We start from the raw sequence: 20,371 nt of genomic DNA on the forward strand, positions 1-20,371 counted from the left end.
TCCTTTTTACAAATCACAAAAGTTTCTTTGTCACCTGTATGCAATACAGCTTCTGTCTCCAAACCGGCAACGGGCCTCTCCTGTTCAGCCTGGCGATTTATATAATACTTACTTATATACAGAGAAGTCCCTAATAACAAAACAATTACAGCGGCTCTCCAATGCCATGCATATATATTCCTTTTTACATTCTTCCGCTTATGAAACAGTTCCGTATAATTCCGTTCCACATCAACAGGCAATTTCTTTTTCTTTTCCCACATTAACTGAAAAGCAGCATAGTATTGTCGGTTTTGCTCCGACAAATCAAGCCACTCTTTCACTAGACGAGCCTCCTCTTCGGTCAGATCATTCCTTAGTAATTTGACCAATAATTCTCTATCCATAGTGTTACATTATCCGTTCATCAATGAGAGGACAACCGTACACCTAAACACAGTGACAAAAATTATTTATTTTTGAAAAATTTCTTAGATCGATTTTCACTTATGAAATACAAGAAAAGTATAACAGAGAGCCCCATACGTCTCCGTAAATATTTATAAGCTCTTTTCACGTAAGTATTTACCGTATTGACAGAGATTCCACACTCATCCGCAACCTCTCTATATTTTTTCCCTTCAACGACACAAGCAATAAAAATCAAACGGGTTTGCTCAGGTAATTCATTTACAACTCTCCATACCTTATCTATCAACCTCTCGTCATATTCAACTTCCGGTAATTCTGCATACAAATAAGCTTCCATCAGCCAGGACTTATGTTTATCTTCTATCTGAAGATGTTTGATCTTATTCAAACAAATATTCTTAACTTGTACAAAAAGATAAGAATTAAAATTACGAATATTGGAAAAATCAGTTTTCTCCCAAAGTTTTAAAAAGCAATCCTGTACAACATTCTCTGCCGCCTCTCTTTCAAGCAAAAAATATTCGGCAAAATGCACCAATTGCCCAAAATATTTTTCAAAAAGGAAACGGAAAACCTCTTTATCTTTTTTTTGCAGACCTTCAATTACTTCCTCCGAGGAATATTCTTTTATAACTTTCACAACCTATCAATTTAAACAGCAAAACAACTTTAATCGTTCGTTTCTTTTGGCGGATTTCTGTCAAAAGAAAAATGGACAAACGATAATTGACAATTGACAATTTTCTGGAAGCTTCTCTTCCATTAGGAAATAAAAAAGGAAAGAAAAATGAGAAATAGAACAAAGAAGATTATCATTGATTATCAGACAAATAAAGAAGAGACCATAGGTCCGAAAATATTTTGACAACTGTCATTTGACAATTGTCAATTAACAAAATACCCGCAGGGTCCATTGACTTTATAAACTTTATGGACTTTATAAACTTTCGACTGATTTAATCGAACATTTTTTCTATCCTTTTCCTTCTTTTAATATCGTGCGCATTCGTTGCCGGAGGTTCAATTGTGTACTATCGACTTTAGCTTTTCGCGAAGGGATAAAAAGATCCTTGTATTTCGCTTTCGTAATACGGAACTTCATCTTATCGAGATTCCCTGAAATATCCACACCGGCCCGGAAAGGCAAAGGTGATTTCAGGATAGAGATATGATATTTAAAAGTCATATCGATATTGTGTTGTCCGCCGACAGCAGCCTTATAACGGTCGATTTCTACCAGAAAAGGGAATATCTCGATCGTCCCATCCTTCACCATTAAATCTACTGAAATACTATCGATCATATTCCGCTTTTTATTCTTAAACATCAGCATTTTCGAAATTTCAGCAAAAGTCTCCCCATCCATCAGCACCAGATCGCGGCCGTCCAGATAAGCCGCAGCCCTTAGAGTCGGCAAATCGATGTTCATGGCAGAATCCAGCCACGAATCTGCAGCAATGTGAAAATCCACCAGTCCCTCGAACGACCTCAGCATAGGGAAAAGTGTATCTAAAGAAGGGATCAGTCCAACCAGACTATCGATCCGAATGTCGTGCATCTGCAAAGCAAAACCGGCATAAGCCTTGGTGGTATCTGTCGCCCGATACAGAGCCGTGGTACTCATATTGGCAGCCGAAGAACGTAATTCCAGATCCGATAGCTGGATGCATTGATTGCGCATAACTACTTCTCCATGAATACTATCCATTTGCAATTTTCCAAACAATACTTTCTTTATATCGGTCTGGAAAGTAAAGTCGATACCAGGAGGAACCACAAACAAGCAATTACTTCCTTCCAAAACAGTAGTATCACTGACAACAGGAACTTCATCCATATCGTCCACTTCTGTAGAAATCGTATCCCGGAAACCGGCTTTCACCTTCTCCATATAGGCCGTTCCTCTTTCCATCGCCCGCATCAGCTGATTGCAATCTATTCTATCGGAAGTAACCAGCAACTGAGCTTTCAGTTCTTCTTTCTTAAAGAACGACTTAGCCAGATTAGTCACATTTCCGGTAAGCCGCAAATCCGAACGCCCCAGATGCAGCACGGCCGAATCCAGCTGAATTTCATTCCGGTCGAATCTCAATCGGGTACCCGGCATCCGCATACGCACCGGAAAATAAGGCGTATAAGCCCTTAGACCGGTAAAATCGACGTATCCTGTCGGAAGCCAGATCTTCGTATTACGTTTACTCCGGACAGCCTCGACTTGTACCTCTGCCTTGGCAAAATTCAAACGGTTGCCCATAGCTCGCAAGCGCAAACTATCCACCTGCAGTTCTGCATTGATCTGAGGAACTTTTTTATTACGCTTCGAGGGCAACAGCGAAGCTTTAGCATTCGCCTGTTTCAACCCCACCAGCAAAGTATCACGGACGATAAACACCATCCGTCCCAAATGTAGGTTAGCCCCCATGGAAGCCACTACAGAAGTATCTTTCAATGGCGAAGTTCTCAGCGCCAGATAAGTCGTATCCATCAACAAACGTACCTTATTGCGGACATGGATATCCAATCCGGAATAACCGACCACACCGTTCAATAAATCCGTTCCCTGGACAGACTTCGTATTCTTGCGGTTAGCGGCAAAAACCAGTCCTGCCGACTTAACATTCATAACGATACTATCCTTGGGGATAAAAATATTCACATCCTTCATTTGACACCACCCGCCGATTCTCAATTTCCCATAATCAGCATTCCGGACATCTTCGACCAGGACATCCGTTTTTAAAGAAGTATTCAGCGTACCCCGGCAAGTAATTCCATCCGCCAAGGGAAAGATTTTTGTCAATTCTTCAAAATTCACCAAAGCCTTTACTTCAGCTTTCAGGGTAGGTGCTGTCAACAAGCGTTCGGCATCGCCCGCCATATCGATATCGATACCTCCACCTTTCATACAGAAATTCCGCAAATTCACATAAGACTCCTGTTCTTTCTGCAAATCGATCAAAGCAAAAAGATCTACGTTCAGGGTATCGATTTTCGAAGGCATACCGGGATAAGCGATAAAGCCATCTTTGATCCGAAATTCAGAAGTCAGCAAGGGAATATTCTGTTGACCGTAAATACCTTTAATCTCTCCCTGGCACAATACATCTCCCCGCACCTCCACATTTTCAGTCTTATGCAGAATAGTATCGGGCACCAAGTCCAATAGTGTCTTTAATGTCGGAATATGTATTCCATACTTTAAATTCACCAGTAAAGTATGATTTACGGTATCTCCTCTTAAAGTTCCTCCGGCTCCGAAACGGATACCGTTTACATCGACTACGGCTTTCTCCAAAGTGTATAATAAGGAATCCCGGTTGATTTTCATACCGGTTTCTATTCCGAAAGCCAAACGGTTGACCAGCAACTGTCCTTCTTGCCAAAACAATACGTTTTCAGTTGAAAAATCCAGTTTCAGCCGAGAACGGCGTTTACCCAGATAGCCATCTACTCCAAGGTTTATTCCGGTCAATCGGGTATACAAACGCGTATTCCGGTCATCGAAAACAAGCCTTCCATTCCGGATTCTAACATTCCGCAAACGTATTCCCGAATCGAAAGTAGTGGTATCCGCCATCGTTGTATCTACAGTAGTCGTATCTGCCGCTATCCGGAGTATATCCCAATTGGGAACACCGGCCGAATCTACATAAGCATATATCTCCGGCTGTTCCAATACGAAATCCTTCACCACAATACGGTTCGTAGTCAGGTAAGCGATCGGATTTATAGTCAACAGACAAGATTTTATATTCATCAAGGAATCCTGCATGGTCGGCTCGCTATTAGCCGTACTATCACGGAATGTCCCGGAAATAACAGAAGCATCGTCCAATTGAATTCCAAAATCCGGGAAAGTAGAGAAAAAAGTCAATTCAATATTTCCAAAATGTACCTCGGCATTCAGGTATTCTTTTGCAGTCTTCTCTACCAAAGGAGTTAATTTTGCCGGGGTAAAGATAAAATGAATAACAATAGTGACACCGACCAAAATCAGTACCACTAAAGCTAACAGGCTCCAGAGAGTCCATTTCAACACCCGTTTTCCCAGTGACTTTTTCATCTTCAATCCACTAATTCAATAATTTATTTATAGATCAAATACTTCTCTCTGATTTTCTGAAACTCTTCCAATGGAGAACGCCAGGCAGCTCTTATCTGCTGCTCGCTCTTACCTGCCTCAATATCTTTTCTGAGTTGATCTGTCCCGGCCAATTTCTCGAAAAAAGAAGTGAAAAAAGGAGTTTTTCCGGTATAATTCCGATAAGCCAATAGTAACCAATCCACACGTAACCGTTGTCCCTCTCTCACCTCATCGTATTTATTCCTCAGGTCCATGCCATAGCATTTCAATCCCAGGCATTTGGGATTTTTACTCATACCGGGAATACTTTCGGGTACAAAAGTATAAGGCATACCTTTCAATTCGGGATGCCCGAATACCTGAAAGGGAATATAGGTCCCACGCCCTTCACTGACTACCGTTCCTTCAAAAAAACAAACCGAAGGATACAACATGACCGACACTTTATCGGGCAAATTGGGAGAAGGTTTCCGGGGTAAATCTACCGTCATACTCCTATTCCATCCCTGACAAGGAATCACCGTCAAATCACATTTCTTTTTATCTTTCAACCAACCTTCTCCATTAATCATCCGGGCATACTCACCGATAGTCATCCCATAAACGACAGGAACCGGATGCATTCCGACAAAAGACCGGTATTTCATTTCCAATACAGGCCCGTCTACATAAAAAGCATTCGGATTCGGACGGTCCATAACCACAAGCGGAACCTGATTCTCGGCACAAGCCTCCATCACATAGTGTAAAGTAGAGAGATAAGTATAAAAACGGACACCGACATCCTGCATATCGAAAACAACCACATCCAATCCCTGCAAATCCGCCGGACTCGGTTTTTTCTTCTTTCCGTATAAGGAAATGACCGGTAAACCGGTCTGCCGATCCCGGTAATCACCCACCGTTTCCCCAGCATCGGCTTCTCCTCTGAACCCATGTTCCGGACAAAAGATACGTATCAATTGTACCTGATGATCACGCAGGAAATCGACACTATGCTTATATCCGTCCCCGGTTTCCAGCACAGCAGTCTGATTAGCCACAATCCCGACCTTTTTGCCTTCCAACAAACTCCGGTATCGGTCAAAATGCTGAATACCCGGAGAAACGGCTTCAGCCCCTCCGATTATTCCACACCACAAACACAGAAAAAAAATGCACTCTCTCATTATCCCTTTATTTCTTTTCTTCCTCGGGGAAATCGATTTTCATAGAATTTACAATACTTTCCACTTGTCTCAACATATTCCGTTTTTTACCATCGGGAGCGTATACATAGCCCATCATATAGATAATACGGCCATTCTTTTCATCCAATACGACATTCAAAACAAACGGCCCCCCCATAAAATCATTTTCGGCAGTCCACAAACCTCTGATAAGCAATGCATAATGAATTCCGTCATATTTATAAAAAGCAGCAGTCATCGGAGTCTTTAAATCCAAAGCCATCCAGGTACTATCCCGGGGTCCCGGAATATATTTCTTCAACTCTTCATTCATCCGGTCCAGGATAATCTGGTAATCCATCTGACTTTCATGTTCATATTTTTCTTCAAAAAAAATGATCCCCTTGCTATCGACCCGGGTCTCGGAAGAAATCCATACAAAATTCGAAGTATCTTTATTTATATAATATCCTCCGGGACAATACAACAGGAGGCCGTACTTATTCTTAAACATATTGAATATCTTCGTATCCGGTGTTTTCTTGTATACCTCGATCAAACGGTCACGTTCTGCCTTGAGATACACGTTCATCATTTTGTTTTTATTGGCATTGAAGATTTTATAAAATGCCTCTACATCCGGTGCACTGATTTGAAAAATCTTCTGAGAACGAGCCCAGGGACTCTCGTGAAACACGATTGAAGCCGTATCGACTTTATCCTTAATCGAAACAGTCAGTATATTCCGATGAAAACGGACATTTTTTTCGAAATTAGAAGGCGGAAGATTAATCAAATCAAAGACCGGTTCGCCCTGAGGTAATCCCAATTGAGGCTGTCCGAAAAATTCCTTGATAGTATCCCCGACATGACCTTCCCACAAAGTTTTCGGCATAACGACGAGCAGTTCATTCGTAGAACCGCTGACAGGAGGTAAAGCTGACCGCCGGGCACCGCCACCTTCTTTACAAGAGAACAAAAAATAACTCAGGGTCAACACCAGCAGACTGACTAATATTCGTATCTTCATTTTATTATGATTTAAAATATACATTAAACTTATTCTGTAAAATCCCCGTATTTACTAGCCGAACGATCTAAAATCGCCTTTACCGATCCGACCAGAATTTTCGCTTCGACCATCAAAGGAAGCCGATATTCGTCTTTACTCAACCAAATCTTCATATTTTCGCCTCCTTTGAATACCTCACCTTCAACCAACAAGGGAGAAAAAACGTAACATTCCTGTTTCCGGCCGGCAATCTTGCTTTTCACCACACCCAGATAACGGATATACAAATCATAAATTTTACTATCGATCAAAATCCGGATCGGAATCAAGTCGTTTTTTTGGTATTTATCAAAATCCAACTCCCGGGCCATCCAGGCAACCGAAAGCATATCATAGGTTTGACCGAGTAGTTTCACCGTATCTGTCCGTCTGAATTTTCCAATCCGATGGATATCTCCCAATACGACAGAATCGTCATAATGAAATGTATAATCGAAAGTCTTATGATAATTCCCTTCATGAGCTTTTCTCGAAAATTCATAGGGCATAAAAGTATTCTTGTCAAAATGCGATATCAGGGTGTCCCTGATCGTGAATATCCAATCCCAGGAAGGTAAAGAATAACCCACAGCTTTTAAACGTTCGGCATTCGGATATTTTTCGGAAGTCGTCAACGAAAAATCCACCCGCCCAGCCTTGACCCAAATAAATCCCCAGTTATAATATCCGGTATATACCAACTCTTCTATAGGCGGGTATTTCGATTGGGCACAAAGCGACAGGCTTCCCCCCAATAACAACATCAATATCCAAATTTTTTTCATATCCTTCTATTTATCACTCTCATCCTTATACGGCTTCAACAAATTAAATTCCTGCTCAATATCAAAATTTTGTTTGACACTGATTTCGACAGGTAAATAAACGATTTCTTCAGGCTGTTGGTTCTTCAAATACAAACCGGTATCCCAAATTCCATTGCCATTGGTATCCAAGATCGCCCTAAACTTGTATTTCCCCTCGGGAATCAACGGGAAAGTGACCTGTCCATCCTGGTTGATAATTTGCTCCTGTACCACTGCATAAGAACGTTTTCCATTCTCAGATTTCCCATTATCCGACTTATAGAGTTGTAGAATAACCTGTCCCTGCACGCCACTCACATTGAGCATAATCTTCCCGTAAAATTCTTCCTGACGCACTTTGAATTTTTTCTCCAGTTTGTTATTATGCCGTCCATAAATATCGTTGACAGAAGCAGAATCCAAAGTCAACATATATTCCTGCCCGGCTTTCCAGGAAGCATCGATATAAATACGCCGGATCTTCAGACTATCTTCTTCCAGGGTAAATTTCAGCGGCTGATAAAGTGTATCCACTTTCTCCGATATATGCAGATTCTCCAAGCCCGCCTTGTCGACCGGCCGGTTAAATTCCAACCACAAACGGGCACCCAAATCAAAATCGTTACCGGCATTCGATTTTATTTCCACAAACTCAATCGCCGGAGTTTCAGGTTCGTCTTTCCTGCCCTTCTTATTGTCGGGCTTCTTTTTGTCTTTAAATGTATAGCGGCTGGTATCGGCAAAGGTCGTCAACCGACCGGTACTATCTGTCCGCAAGTAAGAAAGGATAACATTCAAGGTATCTTTTTTATACACGGTAGAATCTTTAATCCACAAAGCCAATGTATCGTTTCCGGCCGAATGTTCCAACACATACCAATCCTCCGGTAGCGGTTCCGTCGACAAGGTATCGAACAAACGGGCCTTAAACTCATTCTTTTCCGGAATACTAAAGATAAAATCGAGGCGTTCCCGTTCCTTCCGGTCGTCATCGGTCATATACAACTGGGTCAGCTTTTCCTGAAACAAACGCAGATAAAGATTGTTAGGCCCAAATCCCAGATATTCCTGTGTGACGATACTATCCTTCATCGTTGTGTCCTGCCCGACGATTTTATCGACAACCCGGAACGTATCTACCCGGGTCATAGTCATCACCACGGGACGCACCAAGGTATCCAGGTAAGCAAACATTTCTGCTTCGGGCGTATATTTATAATCCCGGTTATCGTCCTGAATCGCCACGACACGATAAATCGTATCTTTCAAGTTCGTCAAACGGAAAAAACCGGAACTATCCGTACGGGCGACATAGTCAGGCACCTCCAGCAAAGGCATCGAATCCGCCAGATTAGAATACAATTCGACATATACATTTAAAACCGGTTCGCCGGATTCCGCATTCACAACCTGTCCGCTCAATTCCAACGAATCGATTTCATTCCCGGTAGAAAATACATAGCGATAAAATCCCAAAGGATTTCCCTCGTTATTATCGGATATAGCATCTGCAAAATCCAAGGTATAAGTGGTATTCGGTTTCAAGGAATCCACAAATTCGACTTGTACATATTTCCCCTTTAAACGAGGCTTCGGTTTTTTCTTTTGAGGCGGAGAAATAATGAACTTCTCGTTAATATCTTTTAGCTGGACAAACTCATCGAAATAAATGTTCACCCGCTTTTTATCGAAATTTTTAGTAAAAGAGGCCGGTTCTTCGAGGATCACTTGGGGTGGGGTCGTATCTTTGGGTCCACCTTCGGGATATCCCCGGCTGGCACAAGCATAAATCACTACTGCCATAACTAACATAGCCAGCCACTCCCAGCTGAAAGCTCTATCGTCGTTCTTCTTCATCCCTATTATCTATTTACTCAGTCAGATCTCAATTTACAAAGATAAACTATATCGGACAAAAGGGGAATAGTTAAAGGGAAAAAAGTGAAAAGAAAAAATCAGACCGTTTGAGCCAGACACCCTAAAGAGAAACGCACATTCCCTGCCTGAGCCAAAACCTGCAAACAAGCACCGATCGTAGCTCCTGTCGTTATCACGTCATCGACCAACAATACCTTTTTTCCTGTAATTTTAGCGGGATTGCGCAACTCAAAAATATGCTCGACATTTTTAAGCCTTTCGCTTGCATTCTTCCCGGTTTGCGATGCATTGTTCCGAACCCTGAAAAGCACATCGTCATAAATGTCTACTCCTATCGTTTCGGCCATACCACAAGCAATTTCCCGGGCTTGATTAAATCCCCTTTCTTTTTCCCTTTTGGGATGTAAAGGCACCGGAATGATACAATCTGCCTCACATTCATTTTTAATCTTCTCTCCCAGCAAACGGCCGAGATAGATACCCAGAGACCGATGAGAACGATATTTAATCCGGTAAATCAAATTTTTATAGGGGCTGAATTTATTATAATAAAACAAAGAGAATAATTTTTCAGGCCGGTAAGCGGCATCGAAATTCAACAACACATCTTCCTGAATAGCATAGGCCTGATCGGAAAACGGGAAATCAGCCAGACAGGCGGTACACAAATACACTTCACCTTTCATCAGGCTTTCCCCGCAAACGGTACATATCCGGGGGTAAAACAATTCACAAACAGCCCTTCCCGAAGACAACAATCTGTCTTTTAGCCATCTTCCGATTCGCAATCCAAGCTGTCGTGTCATAAATTCAGGTTTTAGCCATCCGACCCCATCATATTCAACTTTTCAGACGATATCCTCTGAACCAATCTATTTCCATACGTGCGGGTAACTGTTTTTCCAGAGGTTCTTTATTGGTTCCCAAAGAGAAAACGACATACATCGGAACGTCCGGGATATGTTCGGTTTCCTCTTTCACCACCAGATCGTTTACCATCCACACCATTTTATTTTCCGTCCACTCCAAAGTGAAAATATAATAGGCATTATCGAGCTCCAGCTCTTTGATTAATTGGATATCTTTATTGACCGCTGTACGATAAGAATACACTCTTCCCATATGTACTCCATCGGCCTCACACTTCATGATTTCCACATGAGGCACCTCTGTATCCCCCAGCATCCAAAAACAAGAAGTCAGGGCACAACGATTCAGCTTAATCTTAGCCTCAAAACGACCGTAGCGCTGCCTCAAAGCAGTGGCAGAACTAATCATAGCAGAGGAATAATCGTATTTTTTCTCCCGTATTCCTACCTGCCGGTCCCAATATTTTCCGATGATCGATTCTTTTCTAAAATTCAGACAAACCGCACTCTCACCGAAGGTGATATTATCCGGTGAGTACAACTGCATATCCTCTCCCACCCCATAGGTATCGTTCAAAAACCGCTCTCCGGCATAATAACGGGTAATCCATTTGGTTTCATCCAGGCGTCCCTGATTGAAATCGTCTTCAAACACCAATTGCCATCTCCTCATACTATTAAAATAAGGGTCCTGAGCCAATAAGATATATTTAGCTATTTCGGGGCGCTTTTTCAAAGCATCGAATTCGCAAAGTAATTGATAATCTTCGGTCGTCTGATACCGGTTTTTATTCAAGAGATAAGCTCTGTTTCGCTTGAATTCTTCCGAACGGATATAAGTTTCCAAATGCGTAAACTTTTGTGGCAAATCCGTATCTTTAACCTCACGGTATTCTTTAAAACGACGTAATTTCTCTAATTTGATCAAAGCAGCGATCTTCGGCTGACGAATAATTTCCTGATAAGCTTTATATTCGACGGCATGTAATTTCTTATCGAAACCGGCCGACATAACCATCACTTTCAGCTTCTGATACTCCTGATATTCAGGCAAAGCTTTTACCCGCTCATACCCCTTCAATTCTTCAGAATCGGCAATCAACAGATAAGATTGTAACTTACGCACCTTGAGCAAAGCTTTATATTGCCGTTCTGCTTTATAATATTCGCTGTCCTTATAAGAGAGCTGTTCGATTTCTTTCCGTCTTTCCTTAAACTGAGCACTATTTACATACTCTTCAAGCTCGCGATAACGTTTTAGCTCTTCCCCTTTTTCCACCCTCAGAAACAATTCTTCATCTTCACGGAATACGGCTCTGAAAGTTTCCGCTTCATAGGTCGTACGAAGTAGTTTATGCTTAGAAAATAAAAAAGAAAATAATCCCATACACTACAATAATTAACAGATCAGACACTATCACACATCAGATAGCAAAGTTAATGTAAAAAAAACAAAAAACCTATTTTACTGCTTTACAAAATTATAAGTGATCGTACCTTTCTGCAGCGCAGGGGCGTCCGGTTTTTCATTAAAACGCGAACGTTTAGCAGCATCGGCAGCCACCCGCCACAAACAGTCGTCCGACTGAGACTGATCTTCCAAAATTTTAGCTTTCTGGACCACACCTTTCGGATTAACCAGTATCTCGACTACAACTTTACCTCCATATTCACATTTAAATACCGGAATCGGCAGAAAACGGGCATACCGGTCTTTCAGATTATAACTGACACTACTTTCACCGGCATAAAAAGTAGATTTCAAAGAATCCAGTTCCTGTTCCCGTTTATCGCGATCATTTTGCAAACTGTCTTTTTGGTAATTTTTATCGCGTTGGGCTTTATAACGTCCGCTATTTCCTTCTTCTTCCAACTCCTTCAAAATCTCGTCCACATATTGCTGTACACTGGCATCCGCTCTCTTTTCCGGCTGTACGGCATTCTCATTGACAGCAATGGAACGCAACATGCGTTCGACCTCTTCCTGAGAAGTCTTTTGACGAATTTCCTCTTTTCGTTGCTGCTCTTCCTCTTTTTTCTGCCTCTCCTCCGGAGTCGGGGTATCCATAACGATTTCCATCTCCGTATGAACCTGAATCCGGGAAATTTCCATACTCAATAAAAAAATAGCCAGGACCAAGTGAAAAATCACGGTACCCATAATCCCGCGCCGATGCGGAATAATCCATTTTTCTATATATGCTTTAAAATTCATCTTCATTACTTCACGTTACTCGAAACGAATCGCTTTAATCGGTTTTATCCTGGAAATCAACATCGTCGGCACGACCAACATCAACACCGAAACTACCAACACTCCGACATTCAATAAAATAATATAGACCCAATCGAAATAAATCGGCACCGTATCCATATAATAAGTAGCCGAATCTAATCTGACAATCCGAAACAGAGCCTGCAAACCACCTAAGGTAAGAGCCAAAATATTACCTACCACCATCCCTTTGCCAATCAATCCGGCAGCTATATATAAAAACAATCTCCTCAGACGTATATTCCGATATCCCAAAGCTTTCAAAATCCCGATAAAGGAGGTCTTATCCAAAATCAGGATCAACAAACCCGACACCATATTAAAACCGGCAACCACAACAATCAGCGTCAGGATGATCCAAACATTCATATTCAACAGATTCAACCAATCGAAGACCTGAGGAGCCGTTTCCCGCAAAGTAGTGATTTTATAAAAATCGTCATCCTGATTCATGGGCAAGGTGTCGTCCAACTCCGCCTCCACCTCTAATATGCGTTTCATATCGTTCAGTTCCACAGCAATACCGGAAACCTCCCGGGGCGCCCAATTGTTCAATTTCTGTAAATGCCTGATGTCACACACCGCCAGCATTTCGTCATACTCCTTAAAACCGGTATCGTAAATTCCCTTCACCGTAAACACCCGTGCTCTCGGCGGATCTTGTACAAAATGTGCCGTAATTTTATCACCGGGACTGACATTCAATATAGCCGCCACAGCAACTGAGATCAACACCTCACGAGAAGGTTCGGCCTGAAAAAAATCAGGGTATTCGCCCTCCCGAAGATGCTTCCGGTAGAAAGAAGCATCGTAAGAGGAATCCATACCTTTCAAAATTACACCGTGAATTTCTTCCTTACTCTTCAAGATCGCCGGTTTTGTCACATAAGCATACATCTGCTTTAAATCGGACACTCTCCGGACCACTTCCAACAAAGAATCGTTCAGCTCGATCTCACTTCCCGAATAAGCATCTTCATGATCATAAGCCGTAATGCTCAAATGAGCCATAAATCCCGACAATTTAGTGGTTATCTCATTTTTAAAACCGGTAATAATCAGGATCGAAAGCAGCATCACACAAACTCCCAGCGCAATACCGGCTAACGCAATTTTTACAATCGGCACAGATACCGCTCCGTTTTGTTTTCCCTTCAATAATCTTCTTGCTATGAATAATTCAAGATTCACTCCGTCACCAATTAGTTAACCCGACAAATTTAAGGGAAAAAATTGTTTATTCATTTATTTAAGGATCGGTTTATTTGCCAAACAACGGATTCCCCCAAAATAAAACGACAGCAATCAAAATTGATTAAGCTCAACTTTAAAACACGTCGAAACTACTTTAAAAGGTAGCATTATTGTTGTACTTATTCGTCTTCGGTGATCGCGTTCGGAGACCCGGTCGCTTCCGCCGGTCAATGAAGGAAAGCCTTAACGAACCGGTCTGACGGTATAAAAACCGGAATCGGAATAGAAAGGGGAAAAATCAAACCTAGATTTAATCTGCAAACGATACAAATTTGATTAATTATAAGTTAAAATCACCATATCATTGTATTTTTTCAATTAATTTTTGTATTATTGTTTCAAAATGAAAGCAACAAACTAAATCATATCATGCAAAATAATCTGATTGATAAACAGCTGGTTGACACCACGATGGCTCAATGCGGAGTAAGTAATTTAGACGATGCTTCTATCCGCGACACGGTAAAAATAGCTAATCTACTGGAAAAAGCCACCGGCGAAAAATTCATCCGAATGGAAATGGGTGTTCCGGGTCTGGCTCCTTCCCGTATCGGAACAGAAGCCGAAATCGAAGCATTAAAACACGGAGTAGCCCAATTTTATCCGATGCTGGAAGGTTATCCGGTACTTTCTGAAGAAGCTTCCCGTTTTGTAAAAAATTTCATGGATGTCGATATCCGGCCAGAAGGAATCATCCCGACAGTAGGTGCCATGCAAGCATCTTATGTCGCTTTCATGGCATTGACCGAATGCCATAAGGGGAAAGACACGATTTTATTTATAGATCCGGGATTTCCGGTACAGAAAACCCAACTCGAAGTCATCGGCAAGCCTTATCAAACCTTCGATATCTATGAATACCGGGAAGAAAAACTGGAAGCTAAACTACGGGAATACCTGGACCGGGGGAATATCGCCGGCATTGTTTATAGTAATCCGAACAACCCATCCTGGGTATGCCTGACGGATTTCGAATTACAAGTCATCGGCAAACTGGCAACCGAATACGATACCATTATTCTCGAGGACCTGGCTTATTTTGCCATGGATTTCCGCAAGGATCTGTCTCATCCGGGTAAGGCTCCTTTCCAACCGACTGTAGCGAAATATACGGATAATTATATTTTTATGATATCCAGTTCGAAATTATTCAGCTATGCCGGCCAGCGCCTGGGGCTGCTCTGTATTTCCGATGCTTTATTCCATAAGAAATACGAACATTTGAAAGAACGCTATAAAGCCGACAAGCTGGGATATACCATTACCTATAAATTGATATATACCCAAACATCAGGTACCGCTCATTCCCCTCAATATGCCGTAGCAGCCGTATTGAAAGCCGCCAACGAGGGAACGATCAATATATTGACAGATGTCAGGGAATACGGCAAACGGGCTGAAATCATGAAGGCCCTTTACAAAAATGCCGGTTTCAAAGTCGTGTACGATAGAGACGGACATGAAGACGTAGCGGACGGTTTCTATTTTACCATCTATTATCCGGGAATGACAGGAGCAGAATTAGCTAAAGAACTTCTTTATTATGGGATTTCTTCCATCACATTAAAAGGATGCGGAAGTACCCGGGAAGGATTAAGAGCTTGTGTATCCCAAGTCGGACTGGACCAAATGGACACATTGAAAGACCGGATCGAACGGTTTGCCAAAGATCATACCCCAATCGAATTATAGGGAGTGATGATTTTAAATCCTTGTAGATTCACACTTTACAAACAGATTGTGCAAAAAAAAGCTAAATATTTTCTCACTCTTCGGGGAGATGTGCAGTTTTCAGCTTAAAATGAAAATAATTTGATCTTTTTTTGCGGATTTGATTTTAAAATGTAATTTTATACCCGAATTAAATAACAAAGCGTAATAATATTACATCAATATTCGACAAATTATAATTTATTAAGATTATGGCAAAATTCAGAGGAGCAATTGTTGTAGACACCGAACATTGCAAAGGATGTAGTCTGTGTGTCGTAGCATGTCCGACTAAAGTGATCGAGCTGAATCCGGATGTAAACGGAAAGGGTTATCACTATGCTTATATGAAAAATCCCGAAGCTTGTATCGGCTGTGCGAGCTGTGGTCTGGTATGTCCCGACTCTGTAATCACTGTCTATAAAAAAAATGTAGAATAATATAAAACTACCGAAAAAATGGCAGAAGTAAAATTAATGAAGGGTAATGAAGTAATCGCAGAAGCCGCCATTCGTTGCGGATGCGATGGTTATTTTGGTTACCCGATTACCCCGCAATCTGAAGTCATGGAAACCCTCATGCTGCGTAAACCATGGGAAGAGACAGGCATGGTGGTATTGCAGGCAGAAAGCGAACTGGCCGCGATCAATATGGTATATGGCGGTGCATCTTGTGGTAAAAAAGTAATGACCTCTTCCTCTAGTCCGGGTATCAGCTTAAAACAAGAAGGTATCACTTATATCGCCGGAGCGGAATTACCTTGCTTGGTAGTCGACGTTATGCGTGGAGGCCCTGGCTTAGGTACGATTCAACCTTCACAAAGTGACTATTTTCAGGCGACCAAAGGTGGTGGACACGGTGATTATCACCTGATCGTTCTTGCCCCCGCATCGGTTCAGGAAATGAGTGATTTTGTCGTATTGGGTTTCGAGCTGGCTTTCAAATATCGTAATCCGGCTATGGTATTGGCCGATGGCGTGATCGGTCAGATGATGGAAAAAGTAGTCCTTCCGGACTATACGCCGAGATGGACAGATGAAGAAATCGAAAAAATATCGGGCGATTGGGCACTGACCGGTAAAAAGAAAAACCGGAATCATCATATCATCACTTCTTTGGAACTGGAAGCACATCGTCAGGAAGTATTCAACGAAAAACTTCAACGGAAATACCGCGAAATCGAAGCCAACGAAGTCCGCTACGAAGCACTCAATTGTGAGGATGCCGACTACATTTTCGTAGCTTACGGTTCTTGTGCACGTATTTGCCAAAAATCCATCCAATTAGCCCGCCAGGAAGGTATCAAAGTAGGACTGTTACGTCCGATCACCCTCTATCCTTTCCCGACAGAAGCCATTTCGGATCTATGCGCTAAAACCAAAGGTTTCCTTTCAATAGAAATGAGTGCCGGACAAATGGTTGAAGACGTACGGTTGGCTGTCAACGGAAGAGTGAAAGTAGATTTCTACGGCCGTATGGGTGGTGTTGTACCTACTCCGGAAGAGATCGTGGAAGCACTGAAAAATAAATTTAAGATTTAAGAGGAACGATAAGATGGAACTAACAGACATTATAAAAGAGGAAAACCTCGTACTCCAAAAGAGCAAACTCCTCACTGACAACGTTATGCACTACTGTCCGGGTTGTACTCACGGCGTAGTTCATAAATTGATCGCGGAGGTGATCGAAGAGCTGAACATCCAGGATCAGACCATCGGTGTTTCTCCGGTAGGATGTAGCGTATTCGCTTACAATTATATCGATATCGACTGGGCTGAAGCCGCTCACGGCCGTGCACCTGCCGTAGCTACCGCCATCAGCCGCCTGCACCCCGAAAAATATGTATTTACTTATCAGGGAGACGGTGACCTGGCATCTATCGGATGTGCAGAAATCATGCATGCTTGTAACCGGGGAGAAAATATCGTAGTGGTTTTTATTAACAACGCTATTTACGGTATGACCGGAGGCCAAATGGCTCCTACCACCTTGTTGGGACAGGTGACCTCGACCACACCATACGGACGTGATGCCAAACTGAATGGTTTCCCGATGAAGATCACCGAATTATTGGCACAACTCGACGGAACCTGTTATGTTACCCGTCAAAGTGCAGAAACACCTGCTGCTGTACGGAAAACAAAAAATGCGCTGAAAAAGGCATTCCAAAATACCCGTTTACAAAAAGGCCTCTCCTTCGTAGAAGTTGTAGGTACTTGTAACTCCGGTTGGAAGATGACTCCCGTCGACGCCAATAAGTGGATGAAAGAACATATGTTTGAAAAATATCCGCTCGGGGACATCAAAGACATCTAAAAAAAAGGCTAGAATGCTAAAGGCGAAAGGCTGGAAGCTAAAAGCTAAAAGGCTAGAGACTAAAGACCAAAAATGTAAATTATTGTTTTTATGACAGAAGAAATTATTATAGCCGGATTCGGAGGACAGGGGGTACTTTCTATGGGAAAGATCCTGGCTTATTCCGGCATCATGCAAGATCAGGAAGTATCCTGGATGCCTTCCTACGGTCCTGAAATGCGCGGAGGTACAGCCAATGTTACGGTGATCATCAGTGACGAACGGATCAGTTCACCGGTATTGAATGCCTTCGACTCGGCCATTGTACTCAACCAGCAGTCTATGGATAAATTCGAGCCCCTGGTAAAAGCAGGAGGAACCCTGATATACGATCCGAACGGTATTACCCACCATCCTACCCGGAAAGACATCAACATCTATCAGATCGAAGGTGCCCGCCTGGCTGCTGAGGGAGGTAATCCGAAAATCTTCAACATGATCATATTGGGAGGATTCCTGAAAGTAAAACCGATCATTAACCTGGATAATTTGGAGAAAGGGTTGAAGAAATCTCTTCCGGCCCGTCACCACAATTTAATACCGATGAATATCGAAGCCGTACAAACCGGTATGGCCGAACTTAAAACAATTCATCAATTATAAACCTTTTTCTCACCTTACCATGAGGGAACTGCCCGGAAAACCGGGCAGTTTTTTTTATTTGACTACCCGAATCTTATTATTTTTTCACAACCTTTTTGAATACGATGTAAAATCCTCTTTCTCTTTTATTTATCTTTGTCGATTCATGATAATGTGGTGTTATCATAAAAACGGGAGAAAAACAACATGAAACCTTTAAGGAATAGTATCCATAAATTCCTGAAGTCAGCGGAAGTGACCTTCTTCGAAGGATTATACCGGGATTATTTCACGCGTACCCTGTTTTTTGCACAGCAATATCTTCCCGATCCGGAAGAAGCCCGCGAAATTGCTCAGGAAACGTTCGTTACATTATGGGAAAAAAGAACTGAAATCCGTCCGGACCTCAGCGTACAAGCTTTTATTCTAACCATTGCCAAACACAAATGCCTGAATGTATTAAGAAAAAAGATCGCAGAACAAAAATACAGCGATAGCCTGACAGCCCGGGAAACCATGGCTAATTATTCGGCTCTTTCCGACGAAACTTTCGATACCGTTCAAATGCAGGAACTGGAACAACTGATCGGACAGGCCCTCTCTGAGCTGCCCGAAAAAACGAGAATAATTTATAAAATGAGCCGGGACCAGGAAATGACCTATGAAGAAATCGCACAGGAAATCGATTTATCGGTCAAATCCGTCGAATACCACATGACTAAAGCACTCGCCCACATGCGGCATAAACTGAAAGACTACCTGATACTTTTGTGTTTCGGATTAATCCCTTTACTCACTTAAATCAAAAAAATCCAAAATTTTATTTAGGGTAGTTGTAGATTTAAGTGTATATTTACCAAAAAGATTCCCAATAATTATGAATGAAGAGTTATTACTCAAATATATAACGGGACAAGCGACAGAGGGGGAGAAAATAACGATCCTGAATTGGCTGGAAGAGCATCCTGACAATCGACTGAAATTCAATCGATTAAAAAACACATGGGTCATAAGTAAGTTACCCGAGACCAAAGCTCCGGAAGCGAGTGTATTACAATACTCCCGTAAAATCCGCCACCGTAAACAAAACCGGCGAATCCTGGGTTATGGCATTGCCGCTTCATTGATCCTGCTTCTTTCCTTTCAAGTATTCTATCAATTCAATGACTATCGGCAAGAAATCCATTTTCTGGAAAATCAGCAATTAGCCCAATTGGAATACCATACCAATAAAGGAGTAAAAGGACGGGTCACGCTCCCTGACGGAAGTATCGTTTGGTTAAATTCTGACAGTGAATTGAAATGCCCGGCACAATTTTCCGGAGACAGCCGGGAAATCAATTTCTCGGGTGAGGGTTATTTCGATGTAGTAAAAAATCCCGAAAAACCGATGATCGTTAAATTGGAAAACGGAATTCAGGTTATCGTCAAAGGGACTAAATTTAATCTGACCTCCTATAAAAACGACGATAATGTCTCTGCCCTATTACTATCCGGTAATATCACCGTCTTGCGGACCAAGCATTCGAAACAGGAAGAAATCAAAGTCAAACCCAACGAAAGAATTTGGATAGAGAAAAAAGAGAGGCAAAAAGTCAATCTGACTGTCCCGGCCGAGACTTTGCCCATCCTAGGCTGGAAAGACGGTTGGTTGATTTTCGACGAGACACCGATAGCGGAAGTCCTGAAAAAACTGGAACGTTGGCATGGCATGACCTTCGAAGTGAAAGACCCGGAAATTCTGGATCAAAAATTTACCGCCCGTTTTCACGAGGAATCCATTTCCCAGATACTGGAAATCATGCATAACGTCGCCTTGCTCCGGTTTGAAATAAAGGATAAAACAGCCGTTTTGTATAAGTATTAAGATTGCAGGACGCAATTTTTTGAAAAAAATGCGAATATCGATTTAGGGTATTCGCATTTT

At 42.0% G+C, this 20,371-nt stretch carries 17 protein-coding genes and 1 pseudogene; 7 read left to right on the top strand and 11 right to left on the bottom strand.

The annotated features are described in order from the left end of the window. From WS34_RS09620 to WS34_RS09670, 11 genes and pseudogenes are all read right to left on the bottom strand, one after another. Nucleotides 1–386 (bottom strand): annotated as a pseudogene (locus WS34_RS09620) (hypothetical protein); the annotation flags it as partial. 62 nt (nucleotides 387–448) lie between these two features. Continuing rightward, complete coding sequence (locus WS34_RS09625; protein ID WP_022161138.1) at nucleotides 449–1,051, bottom strand: RNA polymerase sigma-70 factor; 603 nt, start codon at nucleotides 1,049–1,051, stop codon at nucleotides 449–451. 333 nt (nucleotides 1,052–1,384) lie between these two features. Next, nucleotides 1,385–4,474 (bottom strand): AsmA family protein, encoded by a 3,090-nt coding sequence (locus WS34_RS09630; protein WP_046404498.1) that lies wholly within the window; start codon nucleotides 4,472–4,474, stop codon nucleotides 1,385–1,387. Nucleotides 4,475–4,497: 23 nt separating this feature from the next. Continuing rightward, nucleotides 4,498–5,664 carry an exo-beta-N-acetylmuramidase NamZ family protein gene (locus WS34_RS09635; RefSeq protein ID WP_046404499.1) on the bottom strand — a complete coding sequence of 389 codons (1,167 nt, stop codon included), beginning with the start codon at nucleotides 5,662–5,664 and terminating at the stop codon, nucleotides 4,498–4,500. 7 nt (nucleotides 5,665–5,671) lie between these two features. Beyond that, nucleotides 5,672–6,694 carry a DUF4837 family protein gene (locus tag WS34_RS09640; RefSeq protein WP_046404510.1) on the bottom strand — a complete coding sequence of 341 codons (1,023 nt, stop codon included), beginning with the start codon at nucleotides 6,692–6,694 and terminating at the stop codon, nucleotides 5,672–5,674. A gap of 29 nt (nucleotides 6,695–6,723) precedes the next feature. Continuing rightward, nucleotides 6,724–7,500 carry a DUF3108 domain-containing protein gene (locus tag WS34_RS09645; protein WP_022161142.1) on the bottom strand — a complete coding sequence of 259 codons (777 nt, stop codon included), beginning with the start codon at nucleotides 7,498–7,500 and terminating at the stop codon, nucleotides 6,724–6,726. Between the two features lie 6 nt (nucleotides 7,501–7,506). Next, a complete protein-coding gene (locus tag WS34_RS09650; RefSeq protein ID WP_022161143.1) occupies nucleotides 7,507–9,378 on the bottom strand; it encodes an Ig-like domain-containing protein in 1,872 nt (623 codons plus the stop codon). Nucleotides 9,379–9,476: 98 nt separating this feature from the next. Beyond that, nucleotides 9,477–10,205, bottom strand: a complete 729-nt coding sequence (locus tag WS34_RS09655; RefSeq protein WP_013613354.1) for a ComF family protein — start codon at nucleotides 10,203–10,205, stop codon at nucleotides 9,477–9,479. Nucleotides 10,206–10,239: 34 nt separating this feature from the next. Beyond that, a complete protein-coding gene (locus WS34_RS09660) occupies nucleotides 10,240–11,655 on the bottom strand; it encodes a glycoside hydrolase family 16 protein (protein ID WP_013613353.1) in 1,416 nt (471 codons plus the stop codon). 78 nt (nucleotides 11,656–11,733) lie between these two features. Next, nucleotides 11,734–12,483, bottom strand: a complete 750-nt coding sequence (locus tag WS34_RS09665) for an energy transducer TonB (protein ID WP_118102861.1) — start codon at nucleotides 12,481–12,483, stop codon at nucleotides 11,734–11,736. 15 nt (nucleotides 12,484–12,498) lie between these two features. Next, nucleotides 12,499–13,734: an ABC transporter permease gene (locus WS34_RS09670; protein ID WP_046404500.1), complete on the bottom strand. Its 1,236-nt coding sequence runs from the start codon at nucleotides 13,732–13,734 to the stop codon at nucleotides 12,499–12,501. Nucleotides 13,735–14,166: 432 nt separating this feature from the next. Here WS34_RS09670 and WS34_RS09675 point away from each other — a divergent pair, with 432 nt between their 5' ends. The 7 genes from WS34_RS09675 (at nucleotide 14,167) to WS34_RS09705 (ending at nucleotide 20,311) form a co-directional block, all read left to right on the top strand. Further along, nucleotides 14,167–15,489: an aminotransferase class I/II-fold pyridoxal phosphate-dependent enzyme gene (locus WS34_RS09675; RefSeq protein WP_046404501.1), complete on the top strand. Its 1,323-nt coding sequence runs from the start codon at nucleotides 14,167–14,169 to the stop codon at nucleotides 15,487–15,489. A gap of 230 nt (nucleotides 15,490–15,719) precedes the next feature. Next, complete coding sequence (locus WS34_RS09680; protein ID WP_013613349.1) at nucleotides 15,720–15,947, top strand: 4Fe-4S dicluster domain-containing protein; 228 nt, start codon at nucleotides 15,720–15,722, stop codon at nucleotides 15,945–15,947. A gap of 18 nt (nucleotides 15,948–15,965) precedes the next feature. Beyond that, entirely contained in the window at nucleotides 15,966–17,048 is a 1,083-nt protein-coding gene (locus tag WS34_RS09685; RefSeq protein ID WP_046404502.1) for a 3-methyl-2-oxobutanoate dehydrogenase subunit VorB, read from the top strand. Nucleotides 17,049–17,061: 13 nt separating this feature from the next. After that, nucleotides 17,062–17,823: a thiamine pyrophosphate-dependent enzyme gene (locus WS34_RS09690; RefSeq protein ID WP_013613347.1), complete on the top strand. Its 762-nt coding sequence runs from the start codon at nucleotides 17,062–17,064 to the stop codon at nucleotides 17,821–17,823. 90 nt (nucleotides 17,824–17,913) lie between these two features. Continuing rightward, on the top strand, nucleotides 17,914–18,465 hold the full coding sequence (locus WS34_RS09695) for a 2-oxoacid:ferredoxin oxidoreductase subunit gamma family protein (RefSeq protein WP_013613346.1): 552 nt from the start codon (nucleotides 17,914–17,916) through the stop codon (nucleotides 18,463–18,465). A gap of 186 nt (nucleotides 18,466–18,651) precedes the next feature. Then, complete coding sequence (locus tag WS34_RS09700; protein ID WP_022161147.1) at nucleotides 18,652–19,245, top strand: RNA polymerase sigma-70 factor; 594 nt, start codon at nucleotides 18,652–18,654, stop codon at nucleotides 19,243–19,245. 76 nt (nucleotides 19,246–19,321) lie between these two features. Further along, a complete protein-coding gene (locus WS34_RS09705) occupies nucleotides 19,322–20,311 on the top strand; it encodes a FecR domain-containing protein (RefSeq protein WP_046404504.1) in 990 nt (329 codons plus the stop codon). The last annotated feature ends 60 nt before the right edge of the window (nucleotides 20,312–20,371 follow it).

The sequence above is a fragment of the Odoribacter sp. N15.MGS-14 genome (assembly GCF_000980245.1).
Lineage (GTDB): Bacteria > Bacteroidota > Bacteroidia > Bacteroidales > Marinifilaceae > Odoribacter > Odoribacter splanchnicus.

Coding starts and splice junctions, on each gene's coding strand:
- WS34_RS09680 (WP_013613349.1), top strand. CDS start 15,720: ATGGCAAAATTCAGAGGAGCAATTGTTGTAGACACCGAACATTGCAAA.
- WS34_RS09635 (WP_046404499.1), bottom strand. CDS start 5,664: ATGAGAGAGTGCATTTTTTTTCTGTGTTTGTGGTGTGGAATAATCGGA.
- WS34_RS09655 (WP_013613354.1), bottom strand. CDS start 10,205: ATGACACGACAGCTTGGATTGCGAATCGGAAGATGGCTAAAAGACAGA.
- WS34_RS09650 (WP_022161143.1), bottom strand. CDS start 9,378: ATGAAGAAGAACGACGATAGAGCTTTCAGCTGGGAGTGGCTGGCTATG.
- WS34_RS09660 (WP_013613353.1), bottom strand. CDS start 11,655: ATGGGATTATTTTCTTTTTTATTTTCTAAGCATAAACTACTTCGTACG.
- WS34_RS09695 (WP_013613346.1), top strand. CDS start 17,914: ATGACAGAAGAAATTATTATAGCCGGATTCGGAGGACAGGGGGTACTT.
- WS34_RS09640 (WP_046404510.1), bottom strand. CDS start 6,694: ATGAAGATACGAATATTAGTCAGTCTGCTGGTGTTGACCCTGAGTTAT.
- WS34_RS09630 (WP_046404498.1), bottom strand. CDS start 4,474: ATGAAAAAGTCACTGGGAAAACGGGTGTTGAAATGGACTCTCTGGAGC.
- WS34_RS09645 (WP_022161142.1), bottom strand. CDS start 7,500: ATGAAAAAAATTTGGATATTGATGTTGTTATTGGGGGGAAGCCTGTCG.
- WS34_RS09705 (WP_046404504.1), top strand. CDS start 19,322: ATGAATGAAGAGTTATTACTCAAATATATAACGGGACAAGCGACAGAG.
- WS34_RS09690 (WP_013613347.1), top strand. CDS start 17,062: ATGGAACTAACAGACATTATAAAAGAGGAAAACCTCGTACTCCAAAAG.
- WS34_RS09685 (WP_046404502.1), top strand. CDS start 15,966: ATGGCAGAAGTAAAATTAATGAAGGGTAATGAAGTAATCGCAGAAGCC.
- WS34_RS09675 (WP_046404501.1), top strand. CDS start 14,167: ATGCAAAATAATCTGATTGATAAACAGCTGGTTGACACCACGATGGCT.
- WS34_RS09665 (WP_118102861.1), bottom strand. CDS start 12,483: ATGAATTTTAAAGCATATATAGAAAAATGGATTATTCCGCATCGGCGC.
- WS34_RS09700 (WP_022161147.1), top strand. CDS start 18,652: ATGAAACCTTTAAGGAATAGTATCCATAAATTCCTGAAGTCAGCGGAA.